Annotated in this window: 24 protein-coding genes, 3 tRNA genes and 1 pseudogene; 12 read left to right on the forward strand and 16 right to left on the reverse strand. The window is 41.8% G+C overall.

The window, feature by feature from the left end; genetic code table 11:
- Nucleotides 1-33 precede the first annotated feature (33 nt).
- The 4 genes and pseudogenes from C9I89_RS08205 to C9I89_RS23050 form a co-directional block, all read right to left on the reverse strand.
- Nucleotides 34-693 (reverse strand): Bax inhibitor-1 family protein, encoded by a 660-nt coding sequence (locus tag C9I89_RS08205; protein ID WP_107282864.1) that lies wholly within the window; start codon nt 691-693, stop codon nt 34-36.
- A gap of 119 nt (nt 694-812) precedes the next feature.
- Nucleotides 813-1361: a hypothetical protein gene (locus C9I89_RS08210; RefSeq protein WP_245905437.1), complete on the reverse strand. Its 549-nt coding sequence runs from the start codon at nt 1359-1361 to the stop codon at nt 813-815.
- 281 nt (nt 1362-1642) lie between these two features.
- Entirely contained in the window at nt 1643-1891 is a 249-nt protein-coding gene (locus C9I89_RS08215; protein WP_107282866.1) for a hypothetical protein, read from the reverse strand.
- Nucleotides 1892-1986: 95 nt separating this feature from the next.
- Nucleotides 1987-2321, reverse strand: a pseudogene (locus C9I89_RS23050) (5'-nucleotidase).
- A gap of 418 nt (nt 2322-2739) precedes the next feature.
- Between C9I89_RS23050 and glpT the strand changes: the two are divergent.
- Nucleotides 2740-4101 carry a glycerol-3-phosphate transporter gene (gene glpT, locus C9I89_RS08225; RefSeq protein WP_107282867.1) on the forward strand — a complete coding sequence of 454 codons (1362 nt, stop codon included), beginning with the start codon at nt 2740-2742 and terminating at the stop codon, nt 4099-4101.
- Nucleotides 4102-4446: 345 nt separating this feature from the next.
- Nucleotides 4447-4947, forward strand: a complete 501-nt coding sequence (locus C9I89_RS08230) for a hypothetical protein (RefSeq protein WP_107282868.1) — start codon at nt 4447-4449, stop codon at nt 4945-4947.
- 197 nt (nt 4948-5144) lie between these two features.
- Here the strand turns inward: C9I89_RS08230 and C9I89_RS08235 are convergent, their stop codons facing one another.
- Nucleotides 5145-6377 carry an EAL and HDOD domain-containing protein gene (locus tag C9I89_RS08235; RefSeq protein ID WP_170107664.1) on the reverse strand — a complete coding sequence of 411 codons (1233 nt, stop codon included), beginning with the start codon at nt 6375-6377 and terminating at the stop codon, nt 5145-5147.
- A 544-nt stretch (nt 6378-6921) separates the two neighbouring features.
- Here C9I89_RS08235 and C9I89_RS22945 point away from each other — a divergent pair.
- A complete protein-coding gene (locus C9I89_RS22945) occupies nt 6922-8631 on the forward strand; it encodes a GGDEF domain-containing protein (protein WP_107282870.1) in 1710 nt (569 codons plus the stop codon).
- A gap of 46 nt (nt 8632-8677) precedes the next feature.
- On the opposite strand, the gene C9I89_RS08245 is transcribed toward C9I89_RS22945, so the two are convergent.
- Complete coding sequence (locus tag C9I89_RS08245) at nt 8678-10153, reverse strand: bifunctional NUDIX hydrolase/phosphatase PAP2 family protein (RefSeq protein ID WP_245905438.1); 1476 nt, start codon at nt 10151-10153, stop codon at nt 8678-8680.
- Nucleotides 10154-10563: 410 nt separating this feature from the next.
- Between C9I89_RS08245 and C9I89_RS08250 the strand changes: the two genes are divergently transcribed.
- Nucleotides 10564-11400: a pirin family protein gene (locus C9I89_RS08250; protein WP_245905439.1), complete on the forward strand. Its 837-nt coding sequence runs from the start codon at nt 10564-10566 to the stop codon at nt 11398-11400.
- Between the two features lie 130 nt (nt 11401-11530).
- Here C9I89_RS08250 and C9I89_RS08255 read toward each other — a convergent pair whose 3' ends face one another.
- Both C9I89_RS08255 and C9I89_RS08260 read right to left on the reverse strand, forming a co-directional pair.
- Nucleotides 11531-12004, reverse strand: coding sequence for a DUF2947 domain-containing protein (locus C9I89_RS08255; RefSeq protein WP_107282871.1), 474 nt, complete (start codon nt 12002-12004; stop codon nt 11531-11533).
- Nucleotides 12005-12136: 132 nt separating this feature from the next.
- Nucleotides 12137-12355, reverse strand: coding sequence for a hypothetical protein (locus C9I89_RS08260; RefSeq protein WP_107282872.1), 219 nt, complete (start codon nt 12353-12355; stop codon nt 12137-12139).
- A 547-nt stretch (nt 12356-12902) separates the two neighbouring features.
- On the opposite strand from C9I89_RS08260, the gene C9I89_RS08265 reads away from it, so the two are divergent.
- From C9I89_RS08265 to C9I89_RS08285, 5 genes are all read left to right on the forward strand, one after another.
- On the forward strand, nt 12903-13694 hold the full coding sequence (locus tag C9I89_RS08265; RefSeq protein WP_107282873.1) for a DUF3108 domain-containing protein: 792 nt from the start codon (nt 12903-12905) through the stop codon (nt 13692-13694).
- A gap of 222 nt (nt 13695-13916) precedes the next feature.
- Nucleotides 13917-14843 (forward strand): NmrA family NAD(P)-binding protein, encoded by a 927-nt coding sequence (locus tag C9I89_RS08270; protein ID WP_107282874.1) that lies wholly within the window; start codon nt 13917-13919, stop codon nt 14841-14843.
- Between the two features lie 55 nt (nt 14844-14898).
- Nucleotides 14899-16296 (forward strand): Na+/H+ antiporter NhaC family protein, encoded by a 1398-nt coding sequence (locus tag C9I89_RS08275; protein WP_245905440.1) that lies wholly within the window; start codon nt 14899-14901, stop codon nt 16294-16296.
- Nucleotides 16297-16321: 25 nt separating this feature from the next.
- On the forward strand, nt 16322-17197 hold the full coding sequence (locus C9I89_RS08280; protein ID WP_107282875.1) for an AraC family transcriptional regulator: 876 nt from the start codon (nt 16322-16324) through the stop codon (nt 17195-17197).
- A 181-nt stretch (nt 17198-17378) separates the two neighbouring features.
- A complete protein-coding gene (locus tag C9I89_RS08285) occupies nt 17379-17570 on the forward strand; it encodes a hypothetical protein (protein ID WP_211315225.1) in 192 nt (63 codons plus the stop codon).
- Between the two features lie 45 nt (nt 17571-17615).
- Here the strand turns inward: C9I89_RS08285 and C9I89_RS08290 are convergent, their stop codons facing one another.
- Nucleotides 17616-18029, reverse strand: a complete 414-nt coding sequence (locus C9I89_RS08290; protein WP_107282876.1) for an ACT domain-containing protein — start codon at nt 18027-18029, stop codon at nt 17616-17618.
- Nucleotides 18030-18149: 120 nt separating this feature from the next.
- Nucleotides 18150-18812, reverse strand: coding sequence for a DNA-methyltransferase (locus C9I89_RS08295; RefSeq protein WP_107282877.1), 663 nt, complete (start codon nt 18810-18812; stop codon nt 18150-18152).
- A gap of 312 nt (nt 18813-19124) precedes the next feature.
- Between C9I89_RS08295 and C9I89_RS22490 the strand changes: the two genes are divergently transcribed.
- The 3 genes from C9I89_RS22490 to C9I89_RS08305 all read left to right on the forward strand — a co-directional run bounded on the left by C9I89_RS22490 (nt 19125) and on the right by C9I89_RS08305 (nt 20828).
- Nucleotides 19125-19301, forward strand: coding sequence for a hypothetical protein (locus C9I89_RS22490; RefSeq protein WP_170107665.1), 177 nt, complete (start codon nt 19125-19127; stop codon nt 19299-19301).
- A 137-nt stretch (nt 19302-19438) separates the two neighbouring features.
- Nucleotides 19439-20365 carry a DMT family transporter gene (locus C9I89_RS08300; protein ID WP_107282878.1) on the forward strand — a complete coding sequence of 309 codons (927 nt, stop codon included), beginning with the start codon at nt 19439-19441 and terminating at the stop codon, nt 20363-20365.
- 220 nt (nt 20366-20585) lie between these two features.
- A complete protein-coding gene (locus tag C9I89_RS08305; RefSeq protein ID WP_107282879.1) occupies nt 20586-20828 on the forward strand; it encodes an RNA recognition motif domain-containing protein in 243 nt (80 codons plus the stop codon).
- A gap of 90 nt (nt 20829-20918) precedes the next feature.
- Here C9I89_RS08305 and C9I89_RS08310 read toward each other — a convergent pair whose 3' ends face one another.
- The 6 genes from C9I89_RS08310 to C9I89_RS08335 form a co-directional block, all read right to left on the reverse strand.
- Nucleotides 20919-21686, reverse strand: a complete 768-nt coding sequence (locus C9I89_RS08310; RefSeq protein ID WP_107282880.1) for a tRNA(His) guanylyltransferase Thg1 family protein — start codon at nt 21684-21686, stop codon at nt 20919-20921.
- Between the two features lie 135 nt (nt 21687-21821).
- Complete coding sequence (locus C9I89_RS08315; RefSeq protein WP_107282881.1) at nt 21822-22196, reverse strand: hypothetical protein; 375 nt, start codon at nt 22194-22196, stop codon at nt 21822-21824.
- A 3-nt stretch (nt 22197-22199) separates the two neighbouring features.
- Nucleotides 22200-22403 carry a hypothetical protein gene (locus C9I89_RS08320; protein ID WP_107282882.1) on the reverse strand — a complete coding sequence of 68 codons (204 nt, stop codon included), beginning with the start codon at nt 22401-22403 and terminating at the stop codon, nt 22200-22202.
- Between the two features lie 224 nt (nt 22404-22627).
- A tRNA-Leu gene (locus C9I89_RS08325) sits at nt 22628-22714 on the reverse strand.
- Nucleotides 22715-22797: 83 nt separating this feature from the next.
- Nucleotides 22798-22873, reverse strand: a tRNA-Gly gene (locus C9I89_RS08330).
- 19 nt (nt 22874-22892) lie between these two features.
- Nucleotides 22893-22966: transfer RNA gene (locus C9I89_RS08335), tRNA-Cys, on the reverse strand.
- Between the last annotated feature and the right edge of the window lie 160 nt (nt 22967-23126).

Below are 23126 nucleotides of genomic sequence, written 5' to 3' on the forward strand. Positions count from 1 at the left end.
AATGCATCACAATGATTGTTTTGTATGTGAAATTTACTTGCGCCCCATTATTCGCAGAATTCTTAAGAACAAGTTAATAACGTCCATATACAATGCCGCTGCACTATCCACTGCATTATCTAACGTTTTAGGGATCTGATTTGCACGTCCCCAGTCATAACCAATATAACCACAAAAGATCAATACGACCGCCCAATCTATCCACTCTTGGTGAATACCCAGTACGAACATTTGGAACAGCTCGACCAATATGACCACAAATAACGCAATGGTCAACGCCCCTGATATACGAGCAAAGAAGCTTGGAAATAATGTTCCGAGAAGCATCATGCAAGCTGTCACTAAACCCGTTACTTTTATTGCTTCTAGTACTAGGTTTGGATCATAACTAGAAACAACAATATTGATTATTAATCCAAATGGCACAACAACGAAGTTGTAGCCAATGAAGCTCACCAAAGGATTTTCTGATTTGCTAAACAGATAAACACCAAACAAACAACTTGCGAAGTAACCTAATAAAAATACCAAAGGGGATACTGATAATATCGAGTCAAGTGGAATGCTCGACACCATTAGCCAATTAATCCCAAACCCCCAACATAGAACAACACCTATCGTTAGGTTATAAAGCCTTGAGCTAATTTCAGTAGCAAAAGGATCTTTACGCTCAAATACATTTGATTCCATCATTTATTGAACACTCCAAAATTCATATAACGTCTGCAATAAGCAGTGCAAAGGTTTAACTTACAAACTAATTACACTCCACACCAAAATGCGGAGTGTAAAGCATCACCTTGATTGCTTTGTTATAACTTAGTAACGAGCTCAATATTTGACTTGTCTATTTTTAGCTTTGAAAGTTCATCAAGAAACTTAGTTATATTTGTTTTAGCTGATCCTTCATTTGCCATTCTCAAACGCTCTACACCACTAAATGCATCACCAAATGTTGCGGTGTAAGGCGCTTTAATTATTTCATCTAAAATGATTTTATTGCTGATCTTCTCAACCAAAATGTATCTAATTGATGAAGTAACTTCCATATCTAAGCCGAATGTTGGTTGTTCAACTTCCATTAACGATGCTGATAGTTCATAAGTTGGCTGGTTGCTTTTCGACAGTAAGTCGAGTGATTTTAGCGAACTTTTTAAAGCAGCTTCAAATTCATTGTTACCTATTTCTGATGTCCACATTGGGTTCGTTTCTTCTCCGCCCCCAACTTTATTAACTTCAATAGAACTAGTTAAGCTCTTATCAAAAGACATATTGACAGATTCGTCAATTTTCATATTTTCAACTTTAGCCGGTGATGCACAACCAAACATAAGTGATCCGGCAAGAATTATTGTTGACATTCTAAATAGGTTCATTATTAAGCCACTGATTAAATACTAAAAAAGAGCGTTTACTCTACACATGAGTGCCTACGAGTTCAATAAAATCTATCTCATATTGTAATCTCAGATCGCAGAATGATTGATGAGACTGATGGAAGTTATAAAGCCGAACATAAGGTGCGCCACGTTGAAGCAACCAATCGTGCCGGACTTCATACCAAAAATGCCGTGTAAACGCGTCAACTTGATCTTTTTGTTATGTTTACTATCAAATAGTGAAATTTACACATTTAGAGTAACTATGCGCCATTCGAACCATTAACCCCTGTAGGCTCTGAAATAAAATAACCATTTGGGCAAAATTCGCTAGCTTCTTTCTCGAAAACACTATCGATTTCATTATTTGAGATCATAAGCTCCTTTTCACTAATAACTATCAAGGTGTATCCGTTATCATCTACTTCATAACTGAGTACCTCTATTGGTGCAACTTGGCTAGAAGCATACCCGGTTAAAAGTATCAAACTCATAAAAACTGAAAATTTCATTATTCCCCTTAAAATATAACGCCTTAATAACAGGCAAAATTTAATTGGCTAAAATAGAGATAGCCAGACGTATTCTGTCCTTGTTGATTAACTTGTTATTTTTTACTAGTTTCGACTTTTCCATTAGCACTTTGTCTATCTTTTAATTTATTTAAAGGTGAATCAGTGTTATATAAAACTTTCCCACACGGCACAATCAAAGAAGAGTGTTCTAAATGAACGTCCTGATCATCAAAAAATATATGCGCTCTGAATGTTTTTAATATATTACTATTTCTACACCACCTAAGAAAAATGCTTCATCTACATAAACTCCCCAGCTTCGTAATGTTTTTATAACTCGCATTTCAGATGGGCTATTTCTTGACATAACAACAACTTCAACAAGTGGTTTTTCACTTTTTTTTGATAGTAATTTAAGCTTAACAATGCCTTCATCTAAAGGTAAATCCTCATTTTCTTACATCTGTTTTTTATAGGCAACTCATCAATGTTACCCAATCGTTACCACTGTAAATGAACTTAACTTGCTATTTTCCCATTAGGCCGTTTCATTTGGCGGCGTTCTGTACAAACCACACTTTTACGCATCATCCAGCCTCAACTGAACAACATAGCAATTACACACCACACTAGAATTACTTACACACATAACAATCCGATAGCAAACTTGTTTTCTGCCACGTGAATTTCCTTGTTTTATTATTAATAAATTGTTTTTAGAACCACATCACAGAATAAATATTCACAAACGAGCAAAATGCCATCCGATTATTGCTCGAACGAAAATCAAATGTTGTTAAATGGTTCTTTTGAATTATTTTTACTTTGACGTATAGAGGTTATAAATGTTTGGTATTTTCAAGCCGAAAGAGCACATTGCTCCTTTACCCGCGGATCGAATTGATTCCACTTATAAGCAATTAAGATGGCAGTTGTTCTTTAGTATTTTCTTTGGTTATGCTGGTTACTACCTTGTTCGTAAGAACTTCAGTTTGGCAATGCCCTTTTTAATTGAACAAGGTTTTAGTCGTGGTGACCTTGGTGTTGCTTTGTCAGCCGTATCAATTTCTTACGGTCTATCCAAATTCCTGATGGGCAATGTGTCCGACCGTTCCAACCCGCGTTATTTCTTAACTGCCGGCTTGTTGATGTCGGCATTGGTTATGTTCAGCTTTGGCTTTATGCCTTGGGCAACAGGCAGCATTACTGCAATGTTCATTCTGTTGTTCCTCAATGGTTGGTTTCAGGGTATGGGATGGCCGGCTTGTGGCAGAACCATGGTCCACTGGTGGTCTAAAAAAGAACGTGGTGAATTAGTTTCGGTTTGGAACGTTGCTCATAATGTCGGTGGCGGTTTGATCGGCCCTATGTTCTTGCTTGGCTTATGGGCGTTTAATGATGATTGGCATACAGCATTTTATGTGCCAGCGTTTTTTGCTGTCTTAGTTGCAATCTTCGTTTGGATCACTCTGCGTGATACGCCTCAGTCTTGCGGCTTACCTTCAATCGAAGAATATAAAAACGATTATCCAGATGACTACAATGAAGCGCATGAGAAAGAAATGACCGCGAAGGAAATTTTCTTCAAGTACGTGCTTAACAATAAGCTACTTTGGTCTATCGCTGTTGCTAACGCCTTTGTTTACATGATCCGTTACGGCGTCTTGGATTGGGCTCCTGTTTATCTAAAAGAAGCCAAAGGCTTTACAGTAGACAGCTCTTCTTGGGCTTATTTCCTTTATGAGTGGGCAGGTATTCCAGGCACCCTGCTTTGCGGTTGGATTTCAGATAAATTGTTCAAAGGCCGCCGTGCACCGGCAGGCATCTTGTTCATGGTTCTGGTAACGATTGCCGTGCTTGTTTACTGGTTCAACCCAGCGGGCAACCCTGGTGTAGACATGGCAGCATTGATTGCTATCGGCTTCCTGATTTACGGTCCTGTCATGCTCATTGGTTTGTATGCGCTTGAACTTGCACCTAAAAAGGCAGCAGGCACAGCGGCAGGCCTAACGGGTCTGTTTGGTTACTTGGGTGGTGCGGTTGCTGCAAACGCAGTCCTTGGCTACACCGTTGACCATTTCGGTTGGGATGGCGGTTTTATGGTTCTGGTCGGTTCTTGTGTCGCTTCTATTCTTTGCCTTGGTTACGCATTTATTGGCGAAAAAGTGATACATAAGAGAAAAGAAGCAGAAGCGGCTATAGCCTAAATTGTTAATCTGATTTATCCCTACCAATAAAAGGCTGCAACTTGCAGCCTTTTTTACTGTAGACAATATTCAGAAATTAACACTGTTCCTGGGTGAACAAATAACCGGTAATACTAAAACGACCAACATTACTTGAATATCAATAAAACAAATAGAGAAAAGAGTCTAAGCACAATTAGAACACATGAAGAGATACACTCAAGTGATGCCAACAATCCGTAAGCTGAAATCAGGCAATCATACGGATTAAACAGAAAAATCTGCAAATAGTTTGGCAACTTCAACAAACGTTTTACCGATTAACGTATAATACAACGTGAATTAGCCTTTTCTGGAGTTGAGACAATGGATCCTGTACAAGCATTAGCGCAGCAAGATTTACCGTATGAGATATATCACGCTGATGGTAATGGCCACATACAAGTTGAAACCATATCAACGGGCAACTTCGAGTCCCCAGCGGATTTATTGGAAAGAATTGAGCAAGCCTCACAATGGCCTGACTTTTTTGCCATGGCAAAAGCAAAACCTGATCAATGGCTATTAGATCTAATGATTTATTTTCCTGACACTCAGCCATACTCTACGCAGTGCTTCGTTGAATTTTTAAATATTCTCTCAAGCCGAGACGCTTTGATTTGTTTTGTACAAGGATCCCCGAGATGGTATTGGGACACGAAAAATATCGCGCTGATCAGTAACGTTATTGATATGGTTACAACCCTAACCGACAGAACATCAAAGTCAGATATTCATGGTGAAATAGAATTAAATTTACTCAGCGAACTGCTTAAAAATCTTAAAAATAAGCAATTACAGTTGATTACCACCTGTGAAACTATATAACAGCCCCCAGACAACATACTCCCTCCAGCAATTTAGGCGATAGAGTTCTTCGCCTGATTGATCAAGAAATCAGAGCGCTGCTGGGCTCAAACATCTGAGGCGAAAATTTGTCTAGTTGCATCCGTGTCTATACCCAAACAACTTCATTTTCTAACAAAGCGCAGAAAATTCCGACCAACAGAGATGACGATAACTAATTAAAAATACTTGTCATTTTTTACATCTATCAGTGCCCGTTGATATAAACCAGAAACGTGTGTAACACTGATGCCAATTTTTTTTGCTAAAGAAACCAATTGTTCCAGCTCCATCTTTTCATAACTTAAGGCAATATCATAGTATAGCTTTAATATTGTCTGTTTACCCAACAGGGTTTCCTTTACAATATTATTAATTCGAAGTAGTTCAACGGCCTCTGCCATATCAATGCCTAGAATATCAGGAAGCTTAGAAAATAACCCGACGATAAAAACCTTATCAACAAATGCGTTGTTTTTTTCCTTATTAATAGCAAGTAACTCACAGAATCGGCCTCTTATTGTTGCCTGAAGATACAATTCTTGTATATCCGCTTTCATAACAAAACTTTTCGTTGCCATCAATGCAACAAACTTGCGCATGTTATTTTCCCCCATAAAACAAATTGCTTGCTTTATGGAGTTAATCTTACTTTCTCTTCCATATAAGATAGAGTTTAGGTTCAATATCAACTGATGGGTTAATTTCGTGTCTTTTTCAAGAACATGAGTTAGTTTCTTATAACAAAAGCCGTCCTTCATCACATGACTGGCCGCCTTCACTAATATACTGTCACTAAATTTATCTTTCTCTTCCCGCGGCATCTCTGGTACTGAAAAGATATTTCCTTTGAAAAAGGGGGCGTTATATAGCTTATTTAACTCGGTATATGCCTCACAAGAAGGTACATTATCAAAAATATACCGCTTGTTTTTCGGTAATGGCTTAGTAAGAACATGCTCCAATTCATTGTTGGTATTATTATCAATATCAACTCTAACTGAATTTACCAACTTCAAGAAATCACTGTGGTCGCTAAGTAAAACAGCCGCGCCCATTATTATCGTGAAACCTTTATTTTTACACTTAACTATAAGGCGAAGTAACTCTTCATCCAATTGTTCATTCGGTGAAATTTCAATCACCAAAGACTTTGCTGGTAGATAAAAACCTACTAAATAAGCCAATGCTCTTCGGTCAAACATGACAATAACGGGTCGACTATCAGATAGATTATCTATTCCAATCTTACTTAATAGTTGCTGCAACTTTGTCGGATCGCATTTGTTATTAAATATGCTTACAGGAATGCAGTGGTTAGAAGGTGCTGTTTCATTAATAAAACTAACCTGATAAGCCACTACTACTTTTCTACTGTTATATACAGCTTGTCTAATAAAAGCTTGTTGCATTCCTTTACTCATTCTAGTGTATTTACTCTCTAAATCAGGAAGTGATTAATTACTTCTTAATTCAAAACGACACCAATCATAACTGAAAGTAATAGTGTTATCAGTAACTGTTACTCGCACAGAAGCACTTATCCCCGATTCCTTTAAAATCCGCCCAAGAAATAATCAACCACCTTCTCAATTTTGCAAACTTCGATAAGACTACGTGTGCACATCAACACTTATTTATTCGAACAGCACTGTAAAAAGTAAATATTTCCACGCGTTGGTGTCTGACTTTACAGGCTGTAGTTATGCATTATCAACGATGGTTAGATCGTTCAAGAAATTCATTAAGTACGACAGAAGTCACGATTCTTACAAAGTTGCAGCACATTTTGTTGAAGGTTATACCATTTGCTTAATTTATAGATAGGAATGTTTTACCAAAATAATAAGTAAGATGGGGATTTGCGTTCTATCGGATGATAGAATACAGATCAGTTTTTTCTACGCCCCCTATTATTAGTTTATATATCGTTGTTCAGATAAGAGGAAAGACAATATGGCAAAAAATTTATTGCTCTTTCTATTGTGGCTTGCACCATTTCTGACTATTGCGAAAGATGAACCAACAGTGCTTCTTATAAATTCTTATCATCCCCAATACCCGTGGACAGCTGAACTTACGCGAGGCGTTCAGGATGTACTGGCTACTTCCATCCCAGTTGAAAACCTTTATATCGAATATATGGATGAAAGGCGTTTTGTCGATGACGTTGTGTACACCACCAAATTGATTAATCTCCTGCTATACAAATACCGTCAATACGAACCCGATATTATCATGACAAGCGACGATCATGCTTACAACTTTATGATTGAACACGGAGAAAAACTGTTTCCGGGTAAACCCATCATGTTTTGCGGTGTTAATGTTTTTGCGCCAGAAACATTAAAGGGCAGAAACAATATTATAGGTATTCAAGAAGGAATGGAGATCGAAGGTAATCTTGATCTTATACTACAACTTCAGCCTACTACCCGACGGATCGTCATGTTGGGCGATACTACGGGTTTGGGGCTACGCATGGTGGATCGAGCCCAACAAATCAAATTACAATGGCAAGATGATCCGTTAAAAAAACAAATCACCCTGGAGATCTGGGATAAATTCTCGATTGATGAACTCTACCAACAAGTAGAAGGCGTTGGCTCTGACACCGTACTTCTCATGCTTGCCATCCACAAAGACAGGTTAGGGAACTATTTCGCATATGAACATTACCTGCCCATTTTAACACGTCGTAGCAAGGTACCAGTGTATGGTATGTGGGGAGCACTCATGATCGGCAATGGGATTATAGGCGGCATAATGAATGATCCTTATACCCATGGACAGAGTGCGGCCAAAATAGCCCTGAAGATTTTAGATGGCGTCCCTTTAAGTAACCTCGAAATCCAGAGCAAAGCCAATTACTCGCCGGTCTTTGATTATAACCAATTAATACGTTTTGATATCGATCTGAACCGTTTACCACCAAACAGTATCGTGATTGGCAGACCCGCATCTCTGTATGAGCAACATACTGCCTTAATAAACAGCACCATCGCTTTAGTTTTCTTCCTGATCGTTATTATTTCGGTACTCGTGGTTAACATAAACCGGCGTATTACAGCTCAAGAAAAACTTCGCCTGTTCAACCAAAAACTGGAATCCACCGTGCAGCTGCGGACAAAAGCTCTGGACGAGCGCAATAAGGAACTGAAAGCAGCATCTCAAGTATTGCAATCACTTGCCTACACCGACGTTCTGACCGGCCTGGCCAATCGTCGGGCTGCATCTAGCGAGGTCGATGCCTATATTCAACGCTACAACGTCGATTATCATCCTTTGGCTGTGGCCATTTTAGACATTGATTTATTCAAGCAGATTAACGATAACTTTGGTCATCAGACCGGCGATGAAGTGCTCTGTGCCGTCAGTAAGACGCTAAAAGAAACACTCAGACCCAATGATAGGGTTTATCGGTGGGGTGGAGAGGAATTCTTAATTGTTCTACCCGGCACCGATATCGAATTCTCCTCTGCGGTTTGCCAAAGATTAAGGGAGAATATCAGCCAGATAAGCGTCAGCAGTGTTCGCACTATTACTGCCAGCATCGGTGTGGCCAATTTTAGCAAAGGCGATTCTTTCGAGTCGATATTACAAAGAGCCGACAAAGCGTTATATACCGCAAAGAACAATGGCAGGAATCAAGTTGTTGTTGGTTAAGCACGTTAATTCCAGGTCGTGTTACCAACCTGGAATCGCCGTCTCACTATACTGTTTTTTCAGCCAATTTTTTTGTAAGCAAAGACATTCCAGCCACCAGCCAAATGGTAGCTAACAGCGATCCAACTGAACGCAACGTAAGTACTATCAGACTGACCGTTGAGCGATCAGCCGCTATATCAATAATAAAAACAATGGCAATAGCCCCCAGACATGCAACCACACTGATCATGCTCCGACTGATGAGCGAAACCGTTAATGGTTGTTTCGGTAACCATTCTGCACTGATGAAAATACCCAACAATACAGCAAACAGATAGACATGAACCGGGTTGTGAGTGAAGCTGGTAATCAAACCGACGACAATAGTCACCAGCAACCAGAACCATTTATTATTAATACTTTGCGCGAGTGAAAATGTGGTGGCTTTTTTCCACTTCACAAAAAGTGTCAGCATGATGATGCCTAACACTAAGCTGGCGATGGTATCGCTGATAAAATGTGCCCCGTACCAGACGCGTGCCATGGCTTGTCCTAGAACAAGCCCGACGAATAACGGGATCATGCCCCCCCTGAGGCGGTGTATTTGCTCGCCTTCTGACATTCGGCTTCTGCAAAAAAGCCACAACATCCCCCATAACACCGTTGCAATTAATGTATGCCCGCTCGGGAAACCGAAACCATAGACATTAATCTGCTGTAATTCTGGAATAATGTAGGAAGGCCGAGGAGAGCTGATCCCATGCTTTATCAGCGAAGCAACCAAAGTGACACTTATCAGCATCACAGCCAGTTGAAGCATAGCATTCGGACCATAGAACCCAACCACAAAAGATATCAGCACCAAAAGAAAAACAGCTTCTCCTGGTAGATTCAGAACTGACATCGCGCCATCAAAGAGCCACTGAGCCGATTCAGGCCAAGATTTTATCCATTGCTGAAAATCTCGAATAAGGACCAACTCTGTGCGGTGCAGTGAACTGACACGGTCACTTAAATCAGCATAGATCTCAATATCACTTTCTGGCGTTTGTTCTGCCCACTTGGTCAATAATTCGGTGTCATTCGGGTAACGATAGTCTTTTTCTGCCACCTCATTGGGATTGATCAGATAAACACGTTTAACCTCTTTCCCAAAATGTTCCGAAAACCAAGATGCGACAATCGGAAAACCAGTTTGATCCGTCTGGGAAGACACCAGTATCGGCGTGTCTGACCGGCAGCTATAAATTGCAGCGCGGCCACGATACTGCAGTAACTTATCGACAGAGACGACTAAACCGGTTTCTTCCAATGCTTCGCGAGCTGCTGCTTGTTTCGGTGTATCACCAGAATCGATGTACCCTCCGGGCAGAGAGAACTTCTGAGTGATAACTTCAGACAACATGACTATTTTATCAGCATGGCGGATAACACACACAGCACCCACAATATCATCGGGAATGACGGTTTTGTTTGATGACTTGGCTTCTGATGACTTGGCTTCTGATGAAATGGCTTCTGATAAACTTGTATTACTCAAGACAGGGAACACAAAACAGAGAGGGAATAGAGAAAGCCATACCCGAAATAAACACTTAGCATCTAATGACACAAATTAACCTTGAAAAACAGTGATCCTGTTTCAATTCTAACAGCTCCTAATACCAAGCGTCATTCTGAAAAGACTCAAGCTTAATACGAACAACAGCCATCTTAATTTATTGATATACCCAAGTGACCTTTGACGCCACTGGTTTTTTTAGGCGTTTTAAATCAGCATGATGTAACAAATTTACAACCAAGCTAACCAATCATCGAATTATCAACCTGTTACGCACTTATACCAGGTCATATTCATACGTCCGAGTACTATTACAATAACAGACAAAGCTTGGTCTATTTCCAGCTCAAGGTCTATGATTTAACTGTTGAACCTTCTTAGGTTAGATTATGAATAACACAAGAAAGATATTAAAAATCCGCTACGGACTTAAAGCCGGGGCAATGACCGCCTTCATCAACAGAGACAATATCGCAGAGATAGATCCGTTTGTTTTGTGGGACCATTTTGAAACCAAACAAGCCGCACGACCTGTAGGGTTGGATTATCATGGCCATTCCGGCGTCGATACCGTGAGCTACCCCGTTGCCGGCAACCTCAAACATATCGACTCATCTGGCTGCCAGACCACACTGCAAGGAGGAGATATTCATGTGATGACCGCTGGTGGCGGCATCATTCATAAAGACACCATCACACCACAAAACGGTAATGCTGAAACTTTCCAGCTCTGGACCGCTCTACCTGCAGATAAAGGGGAGATGGGTGATGCCTCAAGTGCAAACTACACGACCAGCAGGCTCCCCTTAGTCGAAGAGACAGACTCAACCACCAAGGTCTTGATCGGCTCCTATCGCGGCACACAAAGCCCCGTTCACTACAGTATCGAAATGACTTATCTCGATATTATTATTGCACCTTATGGTGTCTGGAATTACCAACCAGATAAAAACCAAACCTCCGGGTTTATTTATCTTCGTTCTGGTATTGCCTATATCAGTGGCAATCAGCTCCACCCTTGTCAAATGGGGATATTGGAAACATCATCACAGCCTATACAAATAAAAACAGGGAATACAGGTACACGATTATTTGTTGTGTTAGGTGAACCTCTGAACCAACCTTTAATTAGTTCAGGTGCCTCTGTACATTCATCGAAGGAAAATCTTGCTATTGGCAAAAACAGAATAGCAGAACTAATGAGCACAGTTAAAACCTGTCGATGAAATCAGGTAGGAAAAACAGCCCTAAGCTCTTTTTGCCCTATACTCATTTTCAGAGTTCTCAGGGCACCTTTACGATGAGTTTATGAGCTGTTTATTACCAATGCATTATCGCTACGTTAAGCACGGGCAATTATGAACGGTTACCGCACTTAAATGTGCCGTTGGAATTAAACCATAACGCCTGTTTCTTTTTGCGGCCAATCAGAATTGGGCCATCATCAAAGAAAAGGAAGTTTTTCCAATTACGCTTAAAGACTCCCCACTTAGTCTCAATCACATTGTACTTTTCGTAGCAGAAAAAAACCGTGGTATTATCTTCCCATTCGATAAATTCGAGTAGCTCCGGGGGTAAATCAATATCGTCACTATCCCAGGCATGCTGCCAATCAATGGGATCAGACCAGATTTTGTCAACGTGGGCCCAATCTCCTTTATCAAAGTGATCGGCATCAGGGCTTTGACTGCTGATATGTTCACACCAGATTTGGGACGAACGCGCTTGAGTGAAAGGTTTAATTTGTTCTAAATCATCTGCAGCAACAGGCATTGAAGCGTGGGTGAAAATCCACTTGCGAGAATACTGTTCTAACTCTACGTAGTTCATTCGTCGACCTAACAAAACATTGACGGAGCAATGTACCTTAGTCGTCGGTTTTGTTCCAGTGATCGGTGACAAAACAAAGAACGAGTGGCGAGATCCTAGGTTCTTCTCTAGTGTCTCGCCACTCGCCTCTGGTTATTTCATGTCCCAGAAATTACTGACCCAACCACCTATGCGTTCGTCATAATGGCTGCCACTAAAATTCAGAGGTTCAGTATGGGAGCCTCCTCCGGAATGAGAGTCGAGTAACTGAGAGATATGATTAGCCATCGGATCATCTTGTGCTGTCAAACGCCTTCTTGTTGCTACTTCTTTGATGATTCTTAATCGATATGCCGAGTTCATTTTCTTCATTGCTAGTTCCTCTCTCAGTTAATCCTCAATAAAAATAGGAGTCAGTGTTTAAATCGTCAAATCACCGACACTAAAATGTCATCTCAATGAGGTACACCAGATTTTAACGAAGTCTAAGAGAAACAAACTCTTACTTCGAAAATAACGGAAAAGCCAAATTACCCACGAGGAATGAGGATACATATCACACTGATTTATAACACTTATAATGATAAATACATATTAATTGATTTTTTTTATCTATTGTCGATTATATAACAATTGTCTTTATTCATAGTGAGGGTTCAATATACAGGACGGTAAATATTCATGTACATGCTCCCATGCCATTGTTCGCTGCAGAGATAATATTTTGTCTCATTATTATAGATTTTATTGCGTATTTTTTACTTTTTAATGGGCAATAACATACAAAAAAGACTAACAGCCATAATATTTGTGTTAGTGATGGCGTTATTAACGGCTCATTTCATCGCCTTTTGCACTAACCCACACTCACTGCTACCGTTTACTTATCCCCCATAAACCGTAATTACCCGGAGGTACGGTGAAAAGTATAATTTTATCTATATTAGTATTGCTCAGCAGCTTTTCATCATTGCTGTATGCCGCTTTGCCTGCCCAATACCACCAGTGCAATAAGACACTGACTTATGATGTCTATTTTCATAACCATAAAATTGGCATGTTCGAGCGAAACCTGAACTGGAATGAAGGCAACGTCGACATCTATACCTACAGCAAAGTCGATATGCTGGTCACCAAATCCATATTGAAACAACAATCAAAAGTAGAATGGTCGCCAGAAGAAAATACGTTTCTGACTCAGTCGTTTGACCGGATGATCTCAGGGGTAATGGCAGGAAACATTTCCGCTAAGTTCAGTGACAATGGTCGTCGTTCTTCCGTCTCGAATGACGGTAAAACACTGACCTTTTTTGATAATGATATGCCAATACTCGATGGCGATGCCGTCGCTAGTCAGATGCGGTTCCACTTAATCAATGGAGATCAAGCCTTTGATTTCATGCTACAAGAGGCTGATGAAGTGAATCACTATTACTTTGCGGTAAAAGGACAAGAAACCATTAACACCAATTTCGGCCGCGTTAACACCATTCGTGTCGAGCAAATCAAGAAAAGCGATCGTAAAGTGGTACTCTGGTTTGCACCCAGTGTTGACTTTCAGTTAGTCAGAGCGACTTATAAACGAAAAGTCCTCGATCTGAAAGCGACGCTGGTGCGAAAAAAAACACAATGCCCGCCAACCACACCACTTACCGCCACTACGACAACGTTGACCCCATCAGGGATTACCAGCCAATCACTTCATCAATAAAGCTTTACCTCCCTTAGGTAATTTAATATGTACAAAAAAGCCTCTTCGTCTCTCGCCAGGTTCGATATTGACCATTTTTAGTCTCGCTCTGACCATGACATGAACATCTTAGCCGATTAATATTCAATCCCCAGCAACAAGGTGGGTATCGCTCCAACGAATTGGTTCGCGCAAAAGTCCCGCGCCGTTTTCATTATACTTTGCGAAGTCAGAGGATCTTCTATGGCCAAAAAACATATTGCAGTGATTGGCGCAACAGGCCAAATCGGTACCCCCTTAACGAAAGGCTTACTTTCATTAGGGCATGATGTCACCATCATTACTCGTGCGCATAACGTACAGAAAGACGCTAAATTGATGGCATTTGCAATACTGGGCGCGAAGATTGAGGAATGTGCCGATATGCATGATGCGGATGCGATGGCAAATCTTCTCCAAGGTGTTGATACCCTGGTAGCAAGTGTTCCTGGCTCAAAATCAATTATTCAGCAATCAGAACCCATCTGGCTTGAAGCTGCACTGCAAGCAGGTGTGAAGCGTTTTGTTCCAACGGAATTTGGAGTGCATACACAAGCGATTGAAATGGGAGATGGCGAAGTTTTTGACCACAAAAAACGCTTCCATGACTTGCTGTTGAATTCAGACATTGGCTGGACGCTTTTTTACAATGGCGGAATTTTTGACTACTTCCTACCTAACCTACGTTTTTTCCGCAAGATCACAACATTTGGCAACCTTGAACTGCCCATTTATACCCATGACATTGAAGACATTGGTTACCTCGCCGCAATGGCAGTGACTGACGAACGCACTATTAATAAGTGTGTTCAGGTTGATTACAACGCGCTGCCTCAAAACGAAATGCTGGCACTGCTCAAACAAAAATGGCCAGACTATCCGTTTGAGTACGAACATTTTTCATCTGAGTATATTACGAAAATGAAAGAAAGCTCGGGTGATGATATTACGGCGAAGAAAGGGGCGGAAACGGACAAAGAACGCTGGGGGATCAACTATGCAATCTATGTGATTAACAAACTGGTGGCTTTTACCGACCAAACCCTACGTACCACTGATTTATACCCTGACTATGTGTGTAAGCGTCCAGAAGATGCATTGAGCAATGCTGCATTTGTCTTCGAGAAGTAAACGCCCCTAGTAATACCCCGCCGAAAAGAGATAACCATCAGGTTATCTCTTTATATTGAATAATACAGATACAGGCCTTATTTTGGATTCTTGGTTAGCCCTATTTCCTCCATGCTTATCGATACTGCTCGCGATTACCACAAGGCAAGTCTATGTCGCGATTTTTGCCGGTATCATGGCAGGCTCTATTCTGCGGTCCCAAGATCTCTTTACGGGAATAACTGGCAGCTTCAATGCTATAGCGGATACGTTTCATTCTTCAAGCTCAGTAAGAAGCCTGATATTTATCTTCATGATTGGGGCAATTATCAATGTGATGAAGCAATCTGGTGGTGTTGAAGCCCTTATCTATCACCTGTCGCAAAAAAGAAAGATGGTGAAATCGAAAGCGAGCGCTCAGCTTATTACTTTTTCCTTTGGTTTTTTGATGTGCCTGGAAGGTACTGGCTCAATGATGTTAGTCGGTCTTGTTGGCCGCCCGCTGTTTAATCAGTTCAATATTTCACGAGAAAAACTGGCATTTGTGGCCAATTGCACTGGCGCGCCCTTAGCATGGCTGGTGCCCTTTAGTGGAGCCGGAATTTTTCTTACCAGTTTAATTACAGATCAAGTGGAAAACGGCACGTTATCGGAGCAGCCAATGCATTATGTGTTTGCCGCTTTGCCCTATCAAATTTATACGATTGCCATACTAACTTTAGTGCCATTACTCGCCTTAAAAAAACATGACTTTTCAAGTCCAGATAGTTCAGAGACGACGCTTCCTAATGCTGGTCACGTTTCTGATCATCAACCGCAATCCAGCGTATTGGCTATTTTATTACCAATTGTCATTTTGCTCGCTGGTATTTCAACCATCGCTTACGCATCGGGTGATGGAAATATTCTCGCAGGGGACATCAGTTCCGCAATCTACTGGAGTGGCTTTGTCTCGCTGATCGGTTCAGGTCTCTACTTCTGTATTAATCAGATTAAAGTTGAGCAATATGTTGAATGGTGCGTACAGGGAATGAAAGATATGCTGCCTGCCGTCATTATTCTGACCTTGGCCTTTTCATTAAGCCGTATTACGGGAGATCTCGGAACTGGGAAGTACTTAGCGAGTTTTGTCTCCAAGGAGCTTCCGATATGGCTTGTACCGGCATCTGTTTTTGTTATTTGTGTACTCATTTCATTTTCAACAGGCAGCTCTGGAGCAACAGTCAGCATTATGACGCCAGTTATTATTCCTCTCGCAGTGGGTGTCGGCGTACCCGTACCGCTTGTAATAGCCGCTATAATTTCTGGGGCAGTATTTGGCGATCAAAGCTCGCCAATATCTGACTCGGTTATTGTGGCGTCATCAGCAGCTGATTGCCCGCCAGAAAAACACTTTGCTACTCAATTGCCTTACACTCTGGCAGTCGCTTTATTGTCTCTTGCGTTTTATTTTGTGCTAGGCTTTATCGCTTAAATTATGACTGGAATTGTTTTGCCGTATGAATATCCCTGAAGTTGGCTTTAACCACACTAAAACGGCAAATCGCGAAATTGAGGTTGTTGATTTAGAAAAACTTTATCTACGCAAAGATAGTCTCTCACATAATCCCACCTTACCCCACCGAGTCAGTTTCTATCTCCTCATTCATATAGAGAAAGGAGAAGGTACCCATATGATTGACTTCGTGAATTATCCTTATGAATCAGGCGCATTTATATCGGTTCATCAGAACCAAGTACATGCGTTTGATTTTAGCCATAAGCCCAAAGGGAAAGTACTACTATTTACTCAAGCGTTTATCGACCAAGCGCTTGCGAACATGAGACTGCCGGAGTTTACACCGACGCACTTAGAGTATTCTTATCAGCCCGTCTTTATTCCTGATCCGGATGTCATGAGCAGCAGCGAAAAGCTACTGGCAGAAATTAGCAAAGAGCTTCTGCATCAGGAATCCAACCCTTTGATTGTTATGCTTCTGTTCTCTTCATTGTCTTTGATGCTGCGCCGAGTAATGCCAGAGAATCACCATGACCGATTAAGCAAAGATCAGCTCGCCAAGTTCACCCTGTTTGTTAAATTGCTTGAAACACACTTCCACCGTACCCGAGATGCCACCTATTACGCCGAACAGCTACATACCACGTATAAGACCTTAAATCAGCTCTGTAAATTGGCGACAAACCAAACCGCCAAACAGCTTATCGATGCCTACACTATTTTGGAGGCCAAAAGACGACTTATTCTGGATGGTTTGCCAATTCAACAGCTTGCTTATGAATTCAGTTTTGAGGATGCCAGTAATTTTGTAAAGTATTTCAAAAAACATACCCTACTCACGCCATCACGCTTTCAAAAACAGTTTAAAGGTTCGTAATTAACCATTTTCCCGCCAGTACTGACCCTGCGCGTGTGGCCTTATTTCATTACTATTTCTTCATTCCAACAAGAGGTAAGAATCATGGGAAAAGGTATTTCAGCCGTTTTAAACAGAACAGAATAAAGCGTTAGTCGCTAATTTTGTAGAAACCATCTTGGTAAAAGGTGATTTCGTCCAAATGAGTCGTTTTGTTGACGATGGTGAAGGTCGCTATCTACAACGTAACTCAGCGATTGCCGATGACCTTAGTGGCTTGGGAAATGCGTTAGAAGATATGGCAAAGCCGGGCATTAATATGGCATACACCGATAATCATATCGTTCTCAAGGAAAATGACGGTAGGAATGGTTGGCCCATTTCGAGGTATTAACATTTGTTAGGAAAAGTATTAACGGCTGCTCGATGCTTTTAGCCGCTAGATTTCAGAGCCCATTAGTTTAAACTCTTTCAATGCGCTTAATGCTGACTCCGCGTTTGCGCTTTGAACGAAAATGTGATCATGATAATAAGCCGCGATTACATTGGCACTTATATTTTTGCTGGCCAGTTTTGTCGAAACGGCTGCCGTTAAACCTACCGCGTCTAAACTTGAATGCACTGTCAGCGTAATTGCTTTAAATACGCTGGAATAGTCGTAGCCTCTTTGTTCTGCCAGCTCTTTGGAGATCACCAAAGTCATTCCTTCATCTTCGAGGAATATGGCTAATGGTTTAATTTCAGGGATTAAATCGTATTCGTGCGTATTTAGCGTACAAAAGACATAATCACCCTCACGAAGATTGGGCTCCATGTTTTTCAACAGAATATCTAAATCTGTTATCCCTGACATATGCCTCCTATGGGGGGGGTATTCATTTTATATTAGCAGGCAATTCAATAGAAACAGCAACACCATAAACACTCTCCGGTTTTGACTAAAATGTCGAGGCTACGGTGTCCGTTTGATTGTTTATGCGATTTTTATAAGACGCTGTCTAAGGTACTCGTGGGCATCGTCTGAAACATCACTGCCCCAGGCTGTCCGTTTCAAATTACTAGAAGCAATCAATGTCGCTCCCGAACCAAAAAACGGGTCAACGACGACATCACCCACAGAGCTACTTTGTTCTATCAGCGTTTCGATCAAAGCGACCGGTTTCTCCGTTGGATAACCCCGATAGACTCTTTTATGCTCTAACACATCGGGAATGCCAAGATTGTTAAGTTTTCTTTTCCCTTTTTCGAAGAAGAGAATGAACTCATACCTTGCCCTATAGTGGTAGCCCATGCCGATGGCGACTTTATCCCAGACAATGGGTTTCCAGAACTTAAAGCCTGCTTGCTCTGCTATCGGCTTTATATAAAACATGGTTTCCTGATCACAGAATAAATAGAAATGGCTATTCTTCTTCAGAACCCTGTAGACCTGTGCCAGAAACTCTTCAAATCTTTCGTTTGGAAAGATTGTAAACCACTGATTACTCGAGCTCTTACTCTCTTTCAAGCGTGTCGTTGTACCAATCGATCTATGTTTTTCCAGTGATTCGTAGGGGGGATCTGTGATGAGTAAATCGACACTCCCATCCGGGAGTGTTGACAACCATTGAACGGCATCTTGTTTATATAACTGCATTGAAAACCTAAAGTTGCTGACATAATACGGAAAAACCAAGCAAAGCCGGCGACTCCACACACAGGTGTTATACCAAAAATTTCAGGGTATATGTTCTAAAAACAAAAGCTCCCCCGGCCGGCCAATGATACGTTAATGAAAAATATACGCACAATAAATTCGCTCAGTCCATGTTCAAAAACTGCCAAACTGCATTGGTTGGGATTGGCGAGGAAATAGCAACAGCGGGAGGAGTCTATTAATGAAGCGAGCTATTGTATTAGTGCTTAATTTCTTTATATACCCAAGTTACCTCAAGATGCAGGATTCAGAGTGATGCCAGCCAGTTCAATTCAAGAAAAATGTGCGAAGGAATGGCTGGTCCTTTCGAGTGCATTTGACACAGAAGTGGGCTGGCTGGATCACTCCCGAAGGGCGAGTTTTCCAGGCACTAATATTGCGTTGCTGATTTTTGATGTAGAGCAACTATATCTGCAAATCATCGCCTGACCTTAGCGCCTGGAAATTCTCGCTGAAACGAGCATCTTGAGGTTACTTGGGTATAATGGCTTCTTTTTCTTGTTGGCTACTAGTTACCTCTGAGTAAACCATCGACTTCCCCTGCTTGAACCACTAAGTATATTGACATGAAACCAAATTATCTGGCGCACTTGAAGCTACTGGCTTTCACTGCGCTCATCAGCCTATCTTTCCCCATAGGCAGCTACATTACTGCGGAACTTAACCCGCTGGTCGTAACCTGGATGCGTTATTTACTGGCCAGTTTATTGTTTATTGCTTTGCTAGTATGTAAAGGGCAATTTCGATTGCCTACCTTAAAGGGTTTGGGACGCTATACCCTGATCTGCCTACCTTCGCTAACCTACTTTGTCACAATGTTTATTGCCCTGAGGGATACCAGCGCATTGGATACCAGTGCTCTATACACCACGGTACCGCTGATGAGTGCAATTTTGGCAGCCATTGTATTTAAACGCAGTACATCGCTTAGTATTTCATTTGCGTTAATGGGCGGAATGCTGGGGGCTGGATTAATTATCTTTCGCGGTGATTTATCTGCTGTGGCGTCGATATCGCTGACTTCATCAAATAAAATTTACCTGTTTGGTTGTTTTGCGATGGCACTGAACCCCATCGCCGCAAAAGCGTTATATCGAGGCGAATCTTTTATTTCGATGACATGCTGGACCCTCATTTGTGCCACCGCACTTTTGACACTCGGTACTGGCACAACATTGCTGGCAACGGATTGGAATGCCATTTCCTCTGAAGTCTGGTTGGGCATTGCTTATCTGGCCGTTTTCGCGACTGCACTGAGCTTCTTTTTATTCCAGCAAGCATGTGTTGCCCTAACTCCCGTACAGGTTTCTGCTTATACCTACCTGATCCCGGTCATGGTACTAGTGGTCAATCATGCTAACGGTCATACCGAATCGTGGTCACAAGTCAGTTATGGTGTGGTCGCCGTTATTCTGGCGATGGCTGTAATGATCCGTTCATCATCACCCGTTAGCGTCAATAGCCCTAGTGCAGCGACGCCAAACAAAAACTGACCGGATCTCAATCAAGTTCATACTGAGGGGGTATCGCCCCCCTCTCACTCTGCCGCCGTCTTTCTTTTCTAGTACGATAGTTCATATGTGTTACAAGCCCGCTGTACAGATTTCATGCTGTAAACCAAACTAAGGTCGTCACTGCTTGGTTTACCTCACTTGTTCTGTGATAATCCGTCGCAAAGTACACCACATTCACTTTCTAACAAGACGGCTACCCATGAAACTATTAGTTCGAAACCTTGCACGCACAACAACTGAAGCTGAACTAAAGGCTATCTTTGAAGCTCACGGTACAGTTGGTTCTTGTAACTTGGTATTAGACCAGGAAACGGGGAAATCTAAGGGGTTTGCTTTCGTTGAAATGCCTGAAGACGATGAAGCGAATACTGCAATTGCCGCTCTTAACGGTACTAGCATCGCGAAAAGCAAAATTCGAGTAAAAGAAGCTGAGTATAAGTAACATACTCGCGAGTTACTTAAGGCCAGGGCGTCATCGCATCTGGCCTGTTTTATCGGTAATCAACGACAGCTTTGGTTAAAGCAGAGATGATTACTCGTTGACATCCTGCACTATATTGTTAATAAAATCACTATAGTGCTCTTGTAGCGGTAATTCTAGGTCAACCTTCAGTCGCTTCCTTCTGGCCTTGACGGCCTCACCGGTTATCGGATTGATTGCCTCTTTTTCATAAGGCTCCCAATAGATACCCATGCCTCTTTTTTGCCAGCTTGGTATCTCATCGAAATTAATTCCTCTGTCAAGAAGGAACTCAGTCTTCTTAGCCGCTGGCATGTTAATAAAAGCTGCCGCTGATTCTTTAGGGGGAACACCTTCCTTCCTGAGAGTCCAATAACAGTGCGCATTTAAGGCGTTTCTATAGGCATCTGCATTTCTCCAACGGAAATAATCGATAACAAGTTGTCTATTCGGGAGCTGACTAATACGGCAATCAAATACCCCTACATCGCCTAATAACAGACTAAATTTTGCACTTGCCTCTCCTGCCAGAACGGAGTTCAGCTTCCGCTCTTTCCTCTCAAAAGTATTATCATTCACATCAAGAAGCAGTGATATCTCATCACTGTAGGTATATCCATAAAGTACTTTGAAACCGCATTGCATCAAGTGCTTTACCGTTTCCAGCATCAAGTCCCTGAATTTAAGATCATAGGGGGCATCGAACTTATGCTTATCCTTTGTCAAAGATGTAAAACAGCGTCCATCCAGCCGAGCAATGATGTGCATTTGAGGTAAGACACAATAATCGTGCGCCGTTTCATAGACCCGCATTTTTTCATCTAATTCATTGAATTTCATCTTTTCACTCTTCTACAGTGAATTAACCATCGATTAGGGTTATACCGATTTCATAATTCAATCGACCTGATGATCAGAAGCTGCGTACGCCCGAAAGTAAAGCGAACAAAAATGACGGTATTTGCTATAAGCCAATTACTCGGCCTTCGGCAAGCCCGGTTGCCTGAAGTAGTGCCTGATCAGTTTGAAACTGTCTTTGAGCCACAGCTTTTTATTTTCAAACGCGACCTGATTACGGGTTAAAGAAAGAAAGCGACGGCCTTGTCGCCGATTAATGGTCATGACCGTTCTATCCTCCACCTTGATGGTGACGTGATCGCAAAATGACATCGCCTGGCGGATTGACGCCAGTCTGCCTGAACCCATGGGAAGGTGAGGAAAAGCCCGGGTAAGCGTCGCTATTGTACTCAATTGAGGCAGAACAAGTTCAAACCTGCTGTCGCATGCAGAAAGGTGAATGGGTTCACCATTCACCTCTATATCCATTTCACCCTGAACGTCAAACCGCATCAGTTAGTCCAGGTTCCGGCCTCGAATACTAATGGTGCCATTGAACTTCCAAGTAGAATGCGGCGCTTTTTCACCAGCACCACTGGGGACACTAATTTCAACATTATCGAAATCATACGTTAATTCCGCATGACGTTCGGTGAGTTTGTCGTAGAGGGCACCGGCGAGATCTGGCCAGTTTGTGGTGTCTTTCTCAATATCAGCCATGATGGTCTCCTTAAGGGGATTCAAGAATTAAGGATAGTATGCAATGGTGTAATGCGCGGCTTTTTCAACCAGTGACATCTTTGCTGGCCTTTTGTAGCAAGGTTCGACGATATTGTGAGGATATGAACAGAAAGGGAAAAAGAATGGGCTAACATTTAATGCAGAATTTTTATAATCATCACATGTAAAAAAGGCTTACCTTTCGGTAAGCCTCTTTTTTTTGATGGTGCCCCGGGCCGGACTTGAACCGGCACAGCGCGAACGCCGAGGGATTTTAAATCCCTTGTGTCTACCAATTCCACCACCAGGGCACGCAATTCTTGATTGCGACGGTTAGACACCATCTTTCAATACCGAAAACTGTTATAATAAACAATCTCGATATTGCAATATTTGGAGCGACACACGAGGTTCGAACTCGTGACCTCAACCTTGGCAAGGTTGCGCTCTACCAGCTGAGCTAGTGTCGCATTTTATTCTCAAAGAGAATGGAGGCGCGTCCCGGAGTCGAACCGAGGTACACGGATTTGCAATCCGCTGCATAGCCACTCTGCCAACGCGCCATTACTTCGTAGAAGTAAGCAATCTTTCAATTGCAACCGCTTAACAAGTCTCCCCGTTGCGGTATGGGGTGCATTCTACGGATTGCTCTGCATGAGTCAACAGCAAAATAGAGTAATTGTGTTTGTTTGCTGATTTTATACACAAAATGACAAAGAGATG

Source organism: Photobacterium lipolyticum, assembly GCF_003026475.1.
In the GTDB taxonomy this organism is placed as follows: Bacteria; Pseudomonadota; Gammaproteobacteria; order Enterobacterales; family Vibrionaceae; genus Photobacterium; species Photobacterium lipolyticum.

What these genes read in the sequence shown, in the direction of transcription:
- C9I89_RS08205 (WP_107282864.1), bottom strand. Translation starts at nt 693, where the DNA reads ATGATGGAATCAAATGTATTTGAGCGTAAAGATCCTTTTGCTACTGAA.
- C9I89_RS08210 (WP_245905437.1), bottom strand. Translation starts at nt 1,361, where the DNA reads ATGTCAACAATAATTCTTGCCGGATCACTTATGTTTGGTTGTGCATCA.
- C9I89_RS08215 (WP_107282866.1), bottom strand. Translation starts at nt 1,891, where the DNA reads ATGAAATTTTCAGTTTTTATGAGTTTGATACTTTTAACCGGGTATGCT.
- glpT (WP_107282867.1), top strand. Translation starts at nt 2,740, where the DNA reads ATGTTTGGTATTTTCAAGCCGAAAGAGCACATTGCTCCTTTACCCGCG.
- C9I89_RS08230 (WP_107282868.1), top strand. Translation starts at nt 4,447, where the DNA reads ATGGATCCTGTACAAGCATTAGCGCAGCAAGATTTACCGTATGAGATA.
- C9I89_RS08235 (WP_170107664.1), bottom strand. Translation starts at nt 6,377, where the DNA reads ATGCAACAAGCTTTTATTAGACAAGCTGTATATAACAGTAGAAAAGTA.
- C9I89_RS22945 (WP_107282870.1), top strand. Translation starts at nt 6,922, where the DNA reads ATGGCAAAAAATTTATTGCTCTTTCTATTGTGGCTTGCACCATTTCTG.
- C9I89_RS08250 (WP_245905439.1), top strand. Translation starts at nt 10,564, where the DNA reads ATGAATAACACAAGAAAGATATTAAAAATCCGCTACGGACTTAAAGCC.
- C9I89_RS08255 (WP_107282871.1), bottom strand. Translation starts at nt 12,004, where the DNA reads ATGAACTACGTAGAGTTAGAACAGTATTCTCGCAAGTGGATTTTCACC.
- C9I89_RS08260 (WP_107282872.1), bottom strand. Translation starts at nt 12,355, where the DNA reads ATGAAGAAAATGAACTCGGCATATCGATTAAGAATCATCAAAGAAGTA.
- C9I89_RS08270 (WP_107282874.1), top strand. Translation starts at nt 13,917, where the DNA reads ATGGCCAAAAAACATATTGCAGTGATTGGCGCAACAGGCCAAATCGGT.
- C9I89_RS08280 (WP_107282875.1), top strand. Translation starts at nt 16,322, where the DNA reads ATGAATATCCCTGAAGTTGGCTTTAACCACACTAAAACGGCAAATCGC.
- C9I89_RS08285 (WP_211315225.1), top strand. Translation starts at nt 17,379, where the DNA reads ATGAGTCGTTTTGTTGACGATGGTGAAGGTCGCTATCTACAACGTAAC.
- C9I89_RS08290 (WP_107282876.1), bottom strand. Translation starts at nt 18,029, where the DNA reads ATGTCAGGGATAACAGATTTAGATATTCTGTTGAAAAACATGGAGCCC.
- C9I89_RS08295 (WP_107282877.1), bottom strand. Translation starts at nt 18,812, where the DNA reads ATGCAGTTATATAAACAAGATGCCGTTCAATGGTTGTCAACACTCCCG.
- C9I89_RS08300 (WP_107282878.1), top strand. Translation starts at nt 19,439, where the DNA reads ATGAAACCAAATTATCTGGCGCACTTGAAGCTACTGGCTTTCACTGCG.
- C9I89_RS08305 (WP_107282879.1), top strand. Translation starts at nt 20,586, where the DNA reads ATGAAACTATTAGTTCGAAACCTTGCACGCACAACAACTGAAGCTGAA.
- C9I89_RS08310 (WP_107282880.1), bottom strand. Translation starts at nt 21,686, where the DNA reads ATGAAATTCAATGAATTAGATGAAAAAATGCGGGTCTATGAAACGGCG.
- C9I89_RS08315 (WP_107282881.1), bottom strand. Translation starts at nt 22,196, where the DNA reads ATGCGGTTTGACGTTCAGGGTGAAATGGATATAGAGGTGAATGGTGAA.
- C9I89_RS08320 (WP_107282882.1), bottom strand. Translation starts at nt 22,403, where the DNA reads ATGGCTGATATTGAGAAAGACACCACAAACTGGCCAGATCTCGCCGGT.